This window comes from Microbacterium sp. SA39 (assembly GCF_000967865.1).
Classification (GTDB): domain Bacteria; phylum Actinomycetota; class Actinomycetes; order Actinomycetales; family Microbacteriaceae; genus Microbacterium.
Genome location: NZ_JXRU01000039.1, coordinates 319561 through 333588, shown reverse-complemented (window position 1 = coordinate 333588; position 14028 = coordinate 319561). Strand labels below are relative to the sequence as shown.

15 protein-coding genes and 1 pseudogene are annotated in these 14028 nt (G+C 67.7%); 12 read left to right on the top strand and 4 right to left on the bottom strand.

Annotated features, from left to right (window positions below):
• Position 1 precedes the first annotated feature (1 nt).
• Both xdhC and RS85_RS18020 read left to right on the top strand, forming a co-directional pair.
• Positions 2-865 carry a xanthine dehydrogenase accessory protein XdhC gene (gene xdhC / locus RS85_RS18025; RefSeq protein ID WP_046014810.1) on the top strand — a complete coding sequence of 288 codons (864 nt, stop codon included), beginning with the start codon at positions 2-4 and terminating at the stop codon, positions 863-865.
• A pseudogene (locus tag RS85_RS18020) lies at positions 862-1637 on the top strand (SDR family oxidoreductase). Before xdhC ends, RS85_RS18020 begins: the two are co-directional and overlap by 4 nt.
• Positions 1638-1790: 153 nt before the next feature.
• On the opposite strand, the gene RS85_RS18015 reads toward RS85_RS18020, so the two are convergent.
• Positions 1791-3305, bottom strand: a complete 1515-nt coding sequence (locus RS85_RS18015) for an NCS2 family permease (RefSeq protein WP_082087707.1) — start codon at positions 3303-3305, stop codon at positions 1791-1793.
• 12 nt (positions 3306-3317) lie between these two features.
• Positions 3318-3848, bottom strand: a complete 531-nt coding sequence (locus RS85_RS18010; RefSeq protein ID WP_082087706.1) for a nucleoside deaminase — start codon at positions 3846-3848, stop codon at positions 3318-3320.
• A gap of 265 nt (positions 3849-4113) precedes the next feature.
• Here RS85_RS18010 and moaA point away from each other — a divergent pair, with 265 nt between their 5' ends.
• The 9 genes from moaA (at position 4114) to RS85_RS17965 (ending at position 11428) form a co-directional block, all read left to right on the top strand.
• On the top strand, positions 4114-5211 hold the full coding sequence (gene moaA / locus RS85_RS18005) for a GTP 3',8-cyclase MoaA (RefSeq protein ID WP_046014809.1): 1098 nt from the start codon (positions 4114-4116) through the stop codon (positions 5209-5211).
• A gap of 33 nt (positions 5212-5244) precedes the next feature.
• On the top strand, positions 5245-5940 hold the full coding sequence (locus RS85_RS18000) for a spermidine synthase (RefSeq protein ID WP_046014808.1): 696 nt from the start codon (positions 5245-5247) through the stop codon (positions 5938-5940).
• Between the two features lie 198 nt (positions 5941-6138).
• The gene (locus RS85_RS17995; RefSeq protein ID WP_046014807.1) at positions 6139-6381 is read left to right on the top strand and encodes a hypothetical protein; all 243 of its coding nucleotides are present in this window, start codon (positions 6139-6141) and stop codon (positions 6379-6381) included.
• 44 nt (positions 6382-6425) lie between these two features.
• Positions 6426-7535: a sensor histidine kinase gene (locus RS85_RS17990; protein WP_046014806.1), complete on the top strand. Its 1110-nt coding sequence runs from the start codon at positions 6426-6428 to the stop codon at positions 7533-7535.
• Positions 7532-8149 carry a response regulator transcription factor gene (locus RS85_RS17985; protein WP_046014805.1) on the top strand — a complete coding sequence of 206 codons (618 nt, stop codon included), beginning with the start codon at positions 7532-7534 and terminating at the stop codon, positions 8147-8149. Before RS85_RS17990 ends, RS85_RS17985 begins: the two co-directional genes overlap by 4 nt.
• 198 nt (positions 8150-8347) lie before the next feature.
• Positions 8348-8590, top strand: coding sequence for a hypothetical protein (locus RS85_RS19795; RefSeq protein WP_046014804.1), 243 nt, complete (start codon positions 8348-8350; stop codon positions 8588-8590).
• Positions 8587-9717 carry a sensor histidine kinase gene (locus RS85_RS17975; RefSeq protein WP_052703636.1) on the top strand — a complete coding sequence of 377 codons (1131 nt, stop codon included), beginning with the start codon at positions 8587-8589 and terminating at the stop codon, positions 9715-9717. The genes RS85_RS19795 and RS85_RS17975 overlap by 4 nt, the downstream gene beginning before the upstream one ends.
• Positions 9714-10331 carry a response regulator transcription factor gene (locus RS85_RS17970; protein ID WP_046014803.1) on the top strand — a complete coding sequence of 206 codons (618 nt, stop codon included), beginning with the start codon at positions 9714-9716 and terminating at the stop codon, positions 10329-10331. Before RS85_RS17975 ends, RS85_RS17970 begins: the two co-directional genes overlap by 4 nt.
• A gap of 95 nt (positions 10332-10426) precedes the next feature.
• Positions 10427-11428: a CPBP family intramembrane glutamic endopeptidase gene (locus RS85_RS17965; RefSeq protein ID WP_082087704.1), complete on the top strand. Its 1002-nt coding sequence runs from the start codon at positions 10427-10429 to the stop codon at positions 11426-11428.
• 84 nt (positions 11429-11512) lie between these two features.
• On the opposite strand, the gene RS85_RS17960 is transcribed toward RS85_RS17965, so the two are convergent.
• Positions 11513-12220 carry an SDR family oxidoreductase gene (locus RS85_RS17960; protein ID WP_046014802.1) on the bottom strand — a complete coding sequence of 236 codons (708 nt, stop codon included), beginning with the start codon at positions 12218-12220 and terminating at the stop codon, positions 11513-11515.
• A gap of 78 nt (positions 12221-12298) precedes the next feature.
• On the opposite strand from RS85_RS17960, the gene RS85_RS17955 reads away from it, so the two are divergent.
• A complete protein-coding gene (locus RS85_RS17955; RefSeq protein ID WP_160298654.1) occupies positions 12299-12844 on the top strand; it encodes a TetR/AcrR family transcriptional regulator in 546 nt (181 codons plus the stop codon).
• 4 nt (positions 12845-12848) lie between these two features.
• Here the strand turns inward: RS85_RS17955 and RS85_RS17950 are convergent, their stop codons facing one another.
• Positions 12849-14009 (bottom strand): GDSL-type esterase/lipase family protein, encoded by a 1161-nt coding sequence (locus RS85_RS17950; protein WP_046014800.1) that lies wholly within the window; start codon positions 14007-14009, stop codon positions 12849-12851.
• Positions 14010-14028 lie beyond the last annotated feature (19 nt).

The window sequence follows — 14028 nt, the reverse complement described above, 5'->3', positions numbered from 1 at the left end:
CATGGACTGGCTCGATGCTCTGCAGGAGTTCCGCGAACGGCGGACCCCCGCTGTCGTCGTGACCCTGGCGATCGTGCGGGGTCACGCGCCGCGCAACGGCGGCGCGAAGATGGTCGTCGCCCCCGAGGAAGTCTTCGGCACGGTCGGGGGCGGCAATCTCGAGGCCACCGCCATCCAGCGTGCCCGCGAGATGCTCGCCGCGGGAGCGGCCGAGCCGCAGCTGCTCACCCTGACCCTCAGCGACAAGGCGACGACCGAGTACGGTGTGCAGTGCTGCGGAGGAGAGGTCACGATGATGCTGGAGCCGATGCGGGTCGTGCCGGCCGTCGCCGTGTTCGGGGTCGGGCACGTCGGGCTCGAGCTCGCCCGCATCCTCGCCCGGCACGAGGTCGAGCTGCACCTGATCGACTCCCGCTCCGAGATGATCTCGCCGGAGCGCCTCGGCGTGCCCGGGCAGAGCGGTGCCTTCGCGGATGCCGTCGCCCGCGTGCACATCACGCACGCGCGGGTGCCGGAGTCGGCGCTCACCGGCCTCCCGCCCGGCGCGCACGTCCTCGTGATGACGCACGATCACGTCGAGGACCTCGCGGTCGTCGACCAGTCGCTGCGGACCGAGGGCATCGGGTCGATCGGGCTAATCGGCTCGTCGTCCAAATGGGTGCGGTTTCAGAAGAAGCTGAGAGAGCTCGGCCAGACGGATGCCGCGCTCGATCGCGTGACGACACCGATCGGCATCCCCGAGGTCACGGGCAAGCAGCCGGCGGTCATCGCGGTCAGCGTCGCCGCGCGCATCCTGCAGCTGATCGACGAGGCGGCGCCGGTCGAGCCCGAAGAGCATGCTGCGTCGGAAGACGAAGCCGAGTGAGCGCCACACCTGCTCGCGCCAGCGCCATCGTCACGGGCGCCGGCAGCGGCATCGGCCGCGCGGTGGCCCGTGCCCTGCTCGTCGACGGCTTCGGGGTCACCCTCGCCGGGCGCCGGAGTGCACCTCTGCACGAGACGGCCGCGTTCGGGGACGAGCCTGCGGCGCAGCATCCGGACGCCCATATCGTCGAGACCGACGTCACGGATGCCGCGCAGGTGAACGACCTCGTCGCCCGCCACGTCGCGCGATTCGGACGGCTCGATGTCTTCGTCAACAACGCCGGGGTCTTCGGCCCGACGGCCGACGTCGGCGACCTCGACCCCGCCGACTGGGATGCGACCCTCGCCGTGAACCTCACGGGCGCTGTTCTGTGCGCCGGTGCCGCGTTCCGGCAGATGCGGTCGCAGTCACCGATCGGTGGGCGCATCATCGACAACGGCTCGATCTCGGCGCAGACCCCGCGACCGCTCTCGGTCGCCTATACGACCACGAAGCACGCGATCGCCGGGCTCACGAAGTCGATCGAGCTCGACGGCCGCGCGCATCGGATCACCGCGACGCAGCTCGACATCGGCAACGCCCGCACCGAGTTGATCGGCGCGCTGGTCGGAGACGGGCCCTGCAGGCCGACGGCTCGCGCCTTCTCGAGCCGACCATGGACGTGCAGCACGTCGCCGACCTGGTCGTGCACCTCGCTCGGCTGCCCCTCGACGTCAGCGTGCCGCAGCTCACCGTCACCGCCGCGGGCATGCCGTTCATCGGCCGCGGCTGATCCGACCGTCGCCCCTCTGGCACTTTCGAATCGCGCAAATGGGTCATGCCGCGCCTCGGGATCGACCATTTGCGCGATTCGAAAACACCGACGCGCCCCGGCATCCTCCATCCAGGAGGGCACCGGGGCGCGAATCGGCCGAGCGGACGAAGGCTACCCGACGAGCATCGTCTCGATCGGGCCGCGCACGAAGTAGAGCATGAAGCCGGCCGCGACGACCCACATCAGCCAGTGCACCTTGCGGGCACGCCCCGAGAAGGCGTTGATCAGGGCCCACGAGATGAAGCCGACCCCGATGCCGTTGGCGATCGAGTACGTCAGGGGCATCGTGACGATCGTGAGGAACGCCGGGAGCGCGACGGCGAAGTTGGTGAACTTGATCTCCTTGATCTGCGACATCATCATCGCGCCCACCACGACCAGAGCCGATGATCCGACCTCGATCGGCACGACCCCGGTGAGGGGCGTGAGGAACATCGACAGCAGGAAGAGCACGCCGACGACGACCGACGACAGCCCGGTGCGGGCGCCCTCGCCGATGCCCGAGGCACTGTCGACGAACACCGTGTTCGACGAGGTCGACGTCGCACCACCGGCGACGGCTCCGAGGCCCTCGACGACGAACGCCGAGCGCAGACGCGGGAAGGTGCCGTCCTTGTAGGCGAGACCGGCGTTCTTCGCGAGACCGGTCATGGTGCCCATGGCGTCGAAGAAGTTCGAGAACACGAGGGTGAACACGAGCATCGTGGCGGCCAGCATCCCGATCCGTCCGAACGATCCGAGCAGATCGAACTGCCCGATCAGGCCGAAGTCGGGGATCGTGACCAGCGAGGTGGGGAGCTCGGGGATGGTCATGTGCCAGCCGTTCGGGTCCTCGAAGCTCGGCCCGAGCTTGAGGAACGCCTGCGCGATGATCGCGACGATCGTCGCGACGACGATGCCGATCAGGATGCCGCCGGGCACCTTGCGCGCCACCAGCACGCCGATGAGCACGAGGCCGAAGAGGAAGATCAGAGTCGGAACGGAGGTGATCGAGCCTCCGTCGCCCAGCTGCACCGGCGGGCCGCCGGGCGTGCGGTTCACGAAGCCCGAGTCGACGAAGCCGATGAACGCGATGAAGAGCCCGATGCCGACGGTGATCGCGGCCTTGAGCGGCTGCGGCACGGCGTTGAAGATGGCGGTCCGGATGCCGGTGGCTCCGAAGAGCACGATCAGCAGCCCGTTGATCACCACGAGACCCATGGCCTCGGGCCAGGTCACCTGACCGACGACCGACACCGCGAGGAACGAGTTGATGCCGAGACCGGCCGCGAGCGCGAACGGGAGCCGGGCGATCAGGCCGAACAGGATCGTCATGACGCCCGCGGTGAGACCGGTGGCCGCGCCGATCTGCGCCTGCTGGAGGGCCTGGCCCGCGACATCCTCGGTGCCGCCGAGGATCAGCGGGTTCAGGATCACGATGTAGGCCATCGTCACGAAGGTGACGATGCCGCCGCGGATCTCGCGCGGCACGGTCGAGCCGCGCTGCGTGATCTCGAAGAAGCGGTCGAGGGCGTTCTTGGGCTCGGCGTCGACGGTCGTCGTCGCACCGGTCGGCAGCGGCGGCAGCGGGACGCGGCCCGTGCTCTCGTCTTCGGAGGCGCCCTGCGTGGAGGGGTAGGAGGTCATCGTCGGCTCCGGTCAGTAGTCGGTGCGAGTGGAGGTCTGGTTCCACTCGGTGAAGGGGGCGACGCGGTGGGCGGGGGCGAGGGTCTCCTGAGCGACCGGCATGAGGAAACGGTCCTCGGGGCCGCCCTCGAAGTAGCGGTAGAAGAGGGCGTCGTCGAAGCCGGCATCCGCAGCGTCGTCACGGTCGGCGGCGAAGTACACCCGCTCGACGCGGGCCCAGAGCGACGTGGCGAGGCACATCGGGCACGGCTCGCAGCTGCTGTAGAGCACGGCGCCGGTGAGGTCGAAGGCGCCGAGACCCTGGCAGGCGGCGCGGATGGCGGTGACCTCGGCGTGCGCCGAGGGGTCGAGGTTCGCGGTGACGCGGTTGACGCCTTCGAAGACGCGTCCGTCGGCCGAGACGACGATGGCCCCGAACGGGCCGCCTTCGTTCCGCACGTTCTCGGTCGCGAGGTCCACTGCACGTGCGAGGTACTCAGCCGGCGTGGGCTGGGCGTCGGCGTGCGTCGTGTCAGCAGACGTAGTGATACCGATGGTGTCCATGGTGGGAGAGCTTCCTTGCTTTCTGCGCGGACCTGACGAGGCTTTCCACGGGCTACCCGTGCGGGATCCTCATCGATCCGCGTGCTGTGTCGTACGCCCCTGGCTCGGATCCTCGTGGGGCTCCGGGGCCCTCTGACACTAACAGCGATATCCTGGTTCGTCCACCCTTTTCGGAATTACACTTCCACGATGCGAGAATGGCTGGAGCAGGCTCCCCGCACATCCGCGGGTGTTACGTTTGCCTCACGCGAGAAAGGGGTGGGGGATGTCGATCACACCAGCTCCCGCCGACGGCCCCTCGCCGACCGGCGCCTTCCGGCTGCCGTCGAGCGGCGGACTGCTCGACACCCTGGACCGGCCGCTCCGAGATCTTCGCATCTCGGTCACCGATCGCTGCAACTTCCGCTGCGTGTACTGCATGCCTCGCGCCGTCTTCGGCAAGGACTACGCCTTCCTCGAGAAGGACGAACTCCTCAGCTTCGAGGAGATCGAGCGGATCGCCCGGGTCGCCGCCGCGCACGGCGTGCGCAAGCTGCGACTCACCGGCGGAGAGCCCCTGCTTCGCCGCGGCATCGAAGAGCTCATCGCGCGGCTCGCCGCGCTGCGGACCCCCGACGGCAAGCGCCTCGAGCTCGCGTTGACGACGAACGGCTCGGCGCTGGCCGTGAAGGCGCAGGCACTGAAGGATGCCGGACTCGATCGCCTCACCGTCTCGGTCGACTCCCTCGACGACGAGCTGTTCCAGCGCATGAACGACGTGCGCTTCCCCGTGTCGCGCGTGCTCGACGGGATCGATGCCGCGCACGCCGTGGGAATCGGTCCGATCAAGCTGAACATGGTCGTCAAGCGCGGTCTGAACGACGGCGAGATCGAGGCCATGGCCACCCGGTTCAAGGGCACGCCCTACACGCTGCGATTCATCGAGTACATGGACGTCGGCACGTCGAACGGCTGGTCGCTCGACGAGGTCGTGTCGTCTGCCGAGATCGTCAAGCGGATCGGCGCACTGTTCCCGCTCGAGCCGGTCGGTGCCGCTGCCACCGGCGAGACGGCCCAGCGCTGGCGATATGCCGATGGCACCGGTGAGATCGGCGTGATCTCCTCGGTCACCAACACCTTCTGCGGCACCTGCAACCGCGCCCGCATCTCGACCGAGGGCCGACTCTTCACCTGCCTCTTCGCGACCGAGGGCCACGACCTGCGCAGCATCCTGCGCAGCGGAGCCGGCGACGACGAGCTCGCAGCGGCCATGTCGTCGATCTGGGGCGCGCGCGACGACCGGTACTCCGAGATCCGCTCCAGCCTCACCCCCGAGCTCCGCGCGGCGCGGCCGCGCATCGAGATGAGCTACATCGGCGGCTGACGCCCCGGTGCGACCCGCCGAGAGAGGCGCCGAATGATCGCACGTTTCGAAGAGCTCGACTGGCAGGAGACGCGGATGGGCGAGCTCATGCTCCGCCGCCGCGAAGACCCCTCGACCGGCGAGATGATCTACGAGGTGAAGCTCCAGGACGAGTACCTGATGTCGAGCCTGTTCACAGTGGCCGAGGAAGAGCTCGCGACCCTCGGCCTCGCCGCGTCGACCGGGGATCAGCTCAGGGTGCTCGTCGGCGGACTCGGACTCGGGTACACCGCGGTGACGGCGCTCGGCGATGAGCGCGTGGCACGCCTCGAGGTCATCGACGCGCTTCCCGCCGTGATCGGGTGGCACGAGCGCGAGCTGCTGCCGGTGTCGGCGACGCTCGTGCGCGACGACCGGACGACGCTCACCCACGACGACTTCTTCGCCGTCATGCGCACAGCGCCCGCCCGTCGGCACGATGCGATCCTGCTCGACGTCGACCACTCGCCGCGCCACACGCTCGATCCGACGCACGCCGACCTCTACACCGAGGCCGGCCTCACCGCCCTCGCACGGCATCTCGCCGACCAGGGCGTGTTCGCGCTGTGGTCGGACGATCCGCCCGACGACGACTTCATGACGACGCTCGCCGCGGTCTTCGACGACGCCCGCGCGCACGTCGTCGACTTCGACAACCGCCTCACCGGAGGAGTGTCGTCGAACACGGTGTACGTCGGCGTGCGGCGCTGATCAAACCTGATCTCCGATTGCAGGTCCGGATCACACTTGCAGGTCGGATAGGCCTGTTTCGACCTGCATCTGTATCGTCGACCTGCGCTCGGCACTCGAACGGGGTCGGTCAGGCCTGGACGGCGACGCGCTCCTGTCTCGAGGAGCGGTGACACGGTGTCACTACCAGGCGAGCCGGCCGGCGCGAAGGATCGAGGTATGAAGGCATTCGATCTCTTCCTCAACGCCACGGTCGCGTTCTCTGCGGCGGTGTTCCTCGCGTACCTCGGGCTGCTGTGGGACTACGGACTCTTCACCACGCTTCCAGCGGGGATCACGGGATTCTTCTTGGACCGTCCGGTGTTGCAGTATGTGGCTCTGGCGCTCGTCGTCGGCGCGCTCATCGCGAAGGTTCCGGTGAGGAAGGCCATCAGACAGCAGCATCCGACGGAGAAGGGGTAGTCATCGACAGCGACGGATCGACGAAGGCGCCCGCGATTCCGCGCATGCGCCGCATCGTGATGGGGTCGGTGATCCTGGCCATCGCGCCGCTGTCGGTGATCGGCGTCGTCCTGACGAGCACCTCCTGGGGGGAGGCACTCTTCCTCGCCCTCACGCTTCTCTTCACGACGACGCTCATCAAGGAGTGGCGTCTCGACGGGTACACCCCTCGCGCGGTGTTCCTCTTCGTCTTCGCCGGCGCGGCCTATCTCTATGGCGCGTTCTCGGCGAACAGCCCGATCAGCTTCATGCCCGTCGCGCTCGTCGGCGCTCTCCTGGTCATGAAGGTCAGGAAGCATCGCGTCTCGGCGGTGATGCTTCTGGCGGCAGGCGTGGCGGCTCTCGGCGCGGCGTCCTTGCTGACGAACCCCCTCACCTCCGCACTGGTGGTCCAGTTCATCATCGTCCCCGCGTTCGGAACCCTGTACATCGCCGCCGTCGTCTTCGTCGGAGAGCTCGCGTGGAGACTGGTGCGGGAGGCGGAACGCGCGAAGGAGATCGAGTCGGCGCTCGCGGTCGCCGAGGAGCGGGCGCGCTTCGCGGGCGACCTTCACGACATCCAGGGCCAGTCGCTGCACGTCGTCAAGCTCAAGGCCGCTCTCGCCCAACGCCTCCTGAACCATGATCCCGTGCGGGCGAATGCCGAACTCGCGGAGATCCGACAACTGGTCGACGACACGATCGCCAAGACCCGCGAACTCACGTACGCGCGGTACGAGATCGATCTGGTCGCCGAGCTGGAGAACACCCGGGCGCTCGCCGAGGCATCCGGCATGCGGGTCAGCATCCGCTCCGATCTCGGCGGCGATGTCGAGCCGCACCCGCTCCTCGCCCACACGCTCCGGGAGGCGACGACCAACCTCCTCCGCCATGCGGATCCCACCTGGGTCACCATCTTGGCGAGTCCCGGCGGAGTCGAGATCTCGAACGACGGCGTCCCCGCCGGCGGCGAGATCCACCCGCGGGGTCTCGCTCGACTCGCGCGCCGGATCACGGATGCCGGCGGCGAGCTCGACTTCGTGCAGCAGGCGGAGATCTTCACCGTCAGCGCACGGATGGCTCCCCGCTCCGCTGCCCTCGAAGAAGCGAGAGCCGACGAAGGAGAGCGAAGATGACCGACGGCGACAGCATCCGGATCGTCCTCGCCGACGACGAGCAGCTCCTCCGCTACGCGCTCGGGGCGCTCCTCGCCCTCGATGGCGCGATCACCGTCGTCGGCGAGGCGGCCGATGGGGCCGAGGCCGTGGCGGCGGTGCTGCGCGAGCGACCGGACGTTCTCGTCATCGACCTCGAGATGCCCGAGACCGACGGCCTCCACGCTGTCGAGGCGATCCTGCGCGATGCTCCGGAGCAGAAGATCCTCATGCTGACGCGGCACGCCCGGCCCGGCGTTCTGCGGCGAGCACTCAAAGCCGGCGTGCGCGGTTTCATGAGCAAGTCGGCGGACCCGGAGCTGATCGGCGACGTCATCCGTCGCCTGCACGAGGGCGGCCGGTGGATCGATCACGACATCCTCGAAGCCTCGGTCATCGATGACTCGCCCCTCACCGAGCGCGAACTCGACGCACTCCGCGAGACGCGGGAAGGGTACTCGGTCAAGGAGATCGCCGCGCGGCTGCACCTGGCTCCCGGCACGGTGCGAAACTACCTTTCGAGCGCGATGCAGAAGACCCACACGGCATCGCGGCAGGATGCTGCGCGGAACGCCCGGGCACGGGGCTGGCTCTGAGATCCGCGATCTCTCACCGGCCGATCCGACCCTTGACCCTGTGGCTGGAACAGAGTCTTGAATCGAACCAGCGCGGGCCTACCGCGTCTTTCGGTCCGACGCAGCGCGAAGGCAACCATCGTCGGTAGTGACGAGTGTCACAAGACCTGATGACGCTCGCCACTACACCGAGTGAGGCCGGGTCGCGAGGCTGGAAGCATGAAAACTCTGGACATCCTGTCGAACGTGGTCATCGTGCTCGCGATCACCGTCTTCTCGTCGTACGTCACGTACTACTACTACGACATCGGTCTGCTCGTATCGCTGCCCGAGGGCATCACGAGCTTCTTCATCCAGAACGGCGCGCTCCAGTACGTGGCGCTCGCGATCCTGGTCGCGGCTGTGATCGGGAAGGCCCTCATCGGGCGCGCCATCAAGAGACAGGCGCGACGGACGACGTGACGACCGAGGAACCGATCGAGAGCGAAGACCCGATGACGGCGCCCATGCGGCGTCAGGCGATGGTGACCGCGGTGCTGACCATCGCCCCGCTGACCCTGCTCGGGGTAGCCCTGACGACCCAGAGCTGGTGGGAAGGGCTCGTCGTCGGCGTCAGCTTCGTGCTGGTGCTGGGCGTGCTGCGCGAGTGGAATCTGGACGGGTATCCGCCTCGATCGGTCTTGGCGGTCGTCGGCACCACGATGGGGTGGATCGCCGGTGCGCTGCTGATGACGAATCCGCTGGGATTCTTCCCGCTCGCGCTCGTCGGAGCACTGATGCTCGCGAGGGTCAGACGCCGCTTCCTCTGGATCGTGGTCTTCGCTCTCGCTGTGACCTCGATCGGCGCGGTGGCGTTCCTCTTCCATCCCCTCACGGGTGAACGGGCGGCGATCTACCTGCTCCTGCCGTTCCTCGGTGTCCTCTTCGTCGCGGCGGTGATCCTCGTGAGCGAACGGGCGTGGCTGATCGGCCGACGATTCGAACGCCTGAAAGAGATCGAGACCCAGCTGGTGGTCGCGCGTGAGCGTGCCCGGTTCGTGAACGACCTGCACGACATCCAGGGCCAGTCGCTCCATGTGATCAAGCTGAAGTCCGCGGTGGCGTATCGGATGGTGCGGGACGACCCGGAGCGGGCGGAATCCGAGCTCCTGGAGATTCGCCGCCTGGCTCGTGAGACCATCTCCGAGACACGCGCCATGACATTCGACCGGTATGAGCTGAACCTCGCCGTGGAGATCGAGAACGCCCAGCGCCTCTGCGAGTCGGCCGGCATCTCCGTCCACGCGGATGTCGACCTCTCGGGCGATGCACCGGCGCCGCCGATCCTCGCCCATGTGCTGCGTGAAGCGACGACCAATCTTCTGCGTCACGCGCGGCCCACGGTCGTCAGCATCGCGGCCACAGCAACCTCGGTGGAGATCGGGAACGATGGCGTGGCTGAGACCGACGGCGATCCGGAGAGAGGACTGGCGAGATTGCGGGAGCGCGTCGGGGCGGCGGGTGGCGTGATGACCGTGATGCGCGGGCCGAACCGTTTCGTCGTGCGCGCGGATCTCGCACCCGAGCAGCTCGGCGAGGTGACGTCATGACCGCCGACGGTCTCATCCGTGTGGTCCTCGTCGACGATGAGCACCTGCTGCGCTCTGCTCTTGCCACGCTGCTGCCCTTGCACGGGACGATCGAGATCGTCGCCGAAGCCGCGAACGGTGCCGAGGCGGTCACGGCTACGCTCCGATATGGGCCCGACGTTTTGGTCATCGATCTCGAGATGCCGGAGTTGGACGGACTCGATGCCGTCGCGCGCATCAGGGAGCAGATCCCCGGCCAGGCTGTTCTCATGCTCACCAGGCACGCCCGCCCGGGAGTGCTTCGGCGCGCGCTCAAACTGGGCATCAACGGCTTCCTCAGCAAGAACGCCGAGCCGGAGGAGATCGCGGTCGTGATCCGCGAGGTGGCGGCGGGTGGGCGGTGGATCGGCCGCGATGTGCTGGAGGCTTCCGTCGTCGATGACTCTCCCCTCACCGAACGAGAGGCAGACGTGTTGCGCGGGGCGTACAGCGGACATTCGGTGAAGGAGATCGCGCGCAGCCTGCATCTCGCCCCCGGAACGGTGCGGAACTACCTGTCGAGCGCGATGCAGAAGACGGGAACCTCGACGCGCTACCGCGCCGCTCACGTCGCCCTCGAGCGGGGCTGGCTCTGAGCCTCACGACACAGGATCGCCCCCATCGGAGCCGTGTCATCACCCGGTGACTTCTGACACTACTGTCGCGCCTCGGCGCTGAAGAGGCTGGAATCATGCACCTCAACAATCCGCATCTCGTCGTCAACGAGAGCACACCCCGTCCCGACAAGTCTCCCGAAGGTATGAAGATCGTGCCGCCCGGGGTCGAATACCATCGCGTTCTCGCCGACGACAAGCGCCGCATCGGTCGCGGCATCCTCGCGATCGTGCTGGTCGTCGGCGGCATGTGGGCGGCGATCCTCGGTTTCGCCGTTCTCGCCCGAATGGTGGACGGGATGCTCGGCGTCCCGCAGTCCGGCGAAGGACGAGGCCTCCTCACTCCGACCATGCACGCGTTCGGATGCTTCGCCACCGCGCTGCTCATCCCGTGGAGCATGCTCGTGCAGCACGGGCTGTACCGTGTGCCCGGCGCGTCGTTGCACTCGGTGTTCTCACGTTTCCGGTTCCGGCTCTTCACCCGCACGCTGTTCATCATCGCGCCGCTGTTCGTGGTGCTCAACGTCGTCAGCAACGTCATCCTCCCCACGGAGTCCGTGGTCTGGCTGCAGAGCGACCTTCTCTGGCTGCTCGCCGCGACTCTGCTCCTCAGCCCGCTGCAGGCCGCCGGCGAGGAGTACGGCGTGCGCGGTCTGATCTTCCGGGTGGCCGGAAGCTGGGGTCGCGGACCGCGGACCTCGCTCATCCTCGGGGTCGTCGTCTCGGCGCTCGTCTTCGCCGCGTTCCACCTCTCGTTCGATCCGTACCTTTACATCTGGTATTCCGTTCTGGCCGTGTCCTCCGCGCTGATCACCTGGCGTTCAGGAGGCATCGAGATCGCGGTCGTCCTCCATGCCGCCTTCAACACGCTGAGCTTCGTCTTCGCTGTCGGAATGAGCGGAGATCTCACTGCGGGGCTCGACCGTTCGGTTGCGGACCCCTCGAGCGGCATCGCTCTGATCGGACCCTGCCTGGTGGTCATCGCGACGCTCGTGGTCGTCTGGTTCCGCACTCGCCATACCGGACCGATGACGACTCCCGCCGTCGAATCTCAGCGCCCGGCGGCCTTCACGTCGTAGCCCGCACCCGCCCCGTTCCTGCGGCGCCGCAGGTGTGTCCAGCCCTCGGGCCGCGGCGCCGCAGGTGTGTCCAGCCCTCGTAGCTCAGCCGGTGATCATCGCCCCGTAGCGCGCGGTGGGGTCGAGGTGCATCTGTCCCTTCAGTCCGACGGTGATCTCGTCGGCGAGGATCTCGATCGCGCCGGCTTCGATGCCGTCCAACGCGGCGGTCACGATGGATGCCGGTGAGCTCTTGGGCGCGTCGATCCCGGCACTCATGTCGGTCTCGACGAGGGCCATCAGCAGTCCGGCGACCTGTGTGCCCTGGGACGCGAGTTGTACGCGCGTGGCGTCGGTGAGGCTCCATGCCGCAGCTTTCGTCATCGCGTACGACGTGGCGCCGGGCGAGGAGAACCAGGCGGCCGCCGAAAGGACGTTGAGGATCGCGCCACCGCCGTTGGCGACGAGGATCGGCGCGAACGCACGGGTGAGGTGGAGGGGACCGAAGAGGTTCGTCTCGAGATCGTCGCGGATCGTGGCGAGATCTCCTCCGAGAAGATCGGTCCCCGACGCGACACCGGCGTTGTTGATGAGCAGTGTGACATCGCGAGCCTGAGCTGCCACGGCCCTCACCTGGCCTTCATCTGTGATGTCGAGCGGAAGGGCGTGAACGCCGTCGACGTCGATGGGGTCGACGTCGCGGGCGGTCGCGTAGATCTTGGCGGCGCCGCGTTCCCGCAGCTGTCGCACGAACTCCGCTCCGATGCCCCGGTTCGCGCCGGTGACCAGGACGACTGCGTCTGCAATCAGCATGTGACTCTTTCTGTAGTGATCATTAGGAAATACCCACGCTAGCAGATCACTAGCGTCCGCTATAGAATGATGGACATCATGGCAGGCAGACCCAGATCCTTCGATCCCGAGACGGCGTTGATCGTCGCCATGGAGCAGTTCTGGCGCGAGGGGTACGAGGCGACGACCATCGCGAAGCTGACCGAGTCGATGGGAATCACGCCGCCGAGCCTCTATGCCGCGTTCGGGGACAAGGACGAACTCTTCGCCGCTGCGGGGAAGCTCTACGTCGATACGATCACCGCACAGTTCGAGAAGGCCCTCGCGCTACCGACTCTGCGGGAAGCGGTCACCGAGATACTCGTCCTGACCGCCGCGGCGCACACCGATGAGGGCACGCCTCCCGGATGCTTCCTGGCGAGCGAGCCGAGACTCGCTGCACAACGAGCGGCCTTGCGGGAGCGACTCGCGCGACGGGTCCAACAGGCCGTGCAAGATGGTGACGCACCGGAGGGCACCGACGCCGAACAGGTCGCGAGCTACGTCATGGCGGCGCACAGCGGCATGTCATCCCGCGCACGCGACGGCGCCTCATCGGCTGCGTTGATGGCTATCGCGCAGATGGCGCTGAACGCGCTGCCCTGAGCCGTCAGCCCACTGTGCCGACCTCCCCGAACACTCCGTCGACGACGAACACCCTCTCCGCGAAGCGGCGCGCGATGAGCCGGTGCGCCTCGGCGTCCGGGTGCAGCGCGTCCGCGAAGGGCAGCTCGTCGGCATCCGCCGCGCCGAACAGCTCGAGTCCGTCGAGGTAGTGCAGGTTCGCATCACTCGACCGCGCCTCGACGATCGACCTGAGCGCGTCGCGGATCACCTCGAGAGTGAGCCGTCCCTGCAAGGTGTCGCCCGGCGCCCCGGTCGCGATGAACTTCATCTTTCCGGTGTCGAGCGTCTCGGGGTCTATCGCAGCGGGGCCGGGAGTGGCCTCGTGGATGCCGCAGTGGATCGGCGAGACGATGAGGAGCGGCGTCTCTGGATGTCCGTCGCGGATGGTGTCGATGAACCCGTGCACGGCCGGCACGAACGCCCGCAGTCGCATCGCGTCGAGGTTCACCACGTTGATGCCCAGCTTCACGCTGATCGCATCCGCCGGTGCGTCGCGGATCACCCGGGCCAGGAACGGGTCGACGAGCGCGCTGCCGCCGAAGCCGAGGTTGCGCAGGTCGACGTCCGCCTGTCGAGCGACCGCCACCGGCCATATCTCGCTCGGCGAGAGCGCGTTGGAGCCTTGACTGATCGAGCTCCCGTGGTGCACCCACAGCGGGCGGTCATCGCGCACAGCCCGCACGGGCGCATCGGAGCGCAGTTCGATCAGCTCGATCACCTCGTTGTGCGGCAACCACAGCGCGACGCGCTTGCTCTGTGGAGAGAGGCCCGTCAGCACCGTGACGTGGTGCTCGCCCGTGCGCACGGTCGAAGAACCCGTCTGCAGATCGACCTCCACCACGTCGCCGCCGCCGAGCTCATCCCGGACATGCAGCGCACCGTCGACGAAAGCGTCGATCCGACCTCGCGGACGCTCCACGTCACGGTAGACGACGCGGGAGGGATGCGAGACGAGTTCGACTCGTGTCGCCGCGGTCTCGAACTCGAGACGGACGCCGGAGGGCTGCTTCTCCATCGCGAGCAGCTGAGGATCGGGGAACTGCCGACGCACCCACTCGGGCAGTCGATGCACCGCCAACCCCCGAGGTGTCTGTTCCGCCCCGGCGATGCCGCGGACGAGGTCGTCGAGAGGCGCGATGATCATCCGGATATCCTTCCATGCA

Coding starts and splice junctions, on each gene's coding strand:
- RS85_RS17960 (WP_046014802.1), bottom strand. CDS start 12,220: ATGCTGATTGCAGACGCAGTCGTCCTGGTCACCGGCGCGAACCGGGGC.
- RS85_RS18000 (WP_046014808.1), top strand. CDS start 5,245: ATGATCGCACGTTTCGAAGAGCTCGACTGGCAGGAGACGCGGATGGGC.
- RS85_RS17985 (WP_046014805.1), top strand. CDS start 7,532: ATGACCGACGGCGACAGCATCCGGATCGTCCTCGCCGACGACGAGCAG.
- moaA (WP_046014809.1), top strand. CDS start 4,114: ATGTCGATCACACCAGCTCCCGCCGACGGCCCCTCGCCGACCGGCGCC.
- RS85_RS17950 (WP_046014800.1), bottom strand. CDS start 14,009: ATGATCATCGCGCCTCTCGACGACCTCGTCCGCGGCATCGCCGGGGCG.
- RS85_RS19795 (WP_046014804.1), top strand. CDS start 8,348: ATGAAAACTCTGGACATCCTGTCGAACGTGGTCATCGTGCTCGCGATC.
- RS85_RS17990 (WP_046014806.1), top strand. CDS start 6,426: ATGCGCCGCATCGTGATGGGGTCGGTGATCCTGGCCATCGCGCCGCTG.
- RS85_RS17965 (WP_082087704.1), top strand. CDS start 10,427: ATGCACCTCAACAATCCGCATCTCGTCGTCAACGAGAGCACACCCCGT.
- RS85_RS17970 (WP_046014803.1), top strand. CDS start 9,714: ATGACCGCCGACGGTCTCATCCGTGTGGTCCTCGTCGACGATGAGCAC.
- RS85_RS17955 (WP_160298654.1), top strand. CDS start 12,299: ATGGCAGGCAGACCCAGATCCTTCGATCCCGAGACGGCGTTGATCGTC.
- RS85_RS18010 (WP_082087706.1), bottom strand. CDS start 3,848: ATGGACACCATCGGTATCACTACGTCTGCTGACACGACGCACGCCGAC.
- xdhC (WP_046014810.1), top strand. CDS start 2: ATGGACTGGCTCGATGCTCTGCAGGAGTTCCGCGAACGGCGGACCCCC.
- RS85_RS18015 (WP_082087707.1), bottom strand. CDS start 3,305: ATGACCTCCTACCCCTCCACGCAGGGCGCCTCCGAAGACGAGAGCACG.
- RS85_RS17995 (WP_046014807.1), top strand. CDS start 6,139: ATGAAGGCATTCGATCTCTTCCTCAACGCCACGGTCGCGTTCTCTGCG.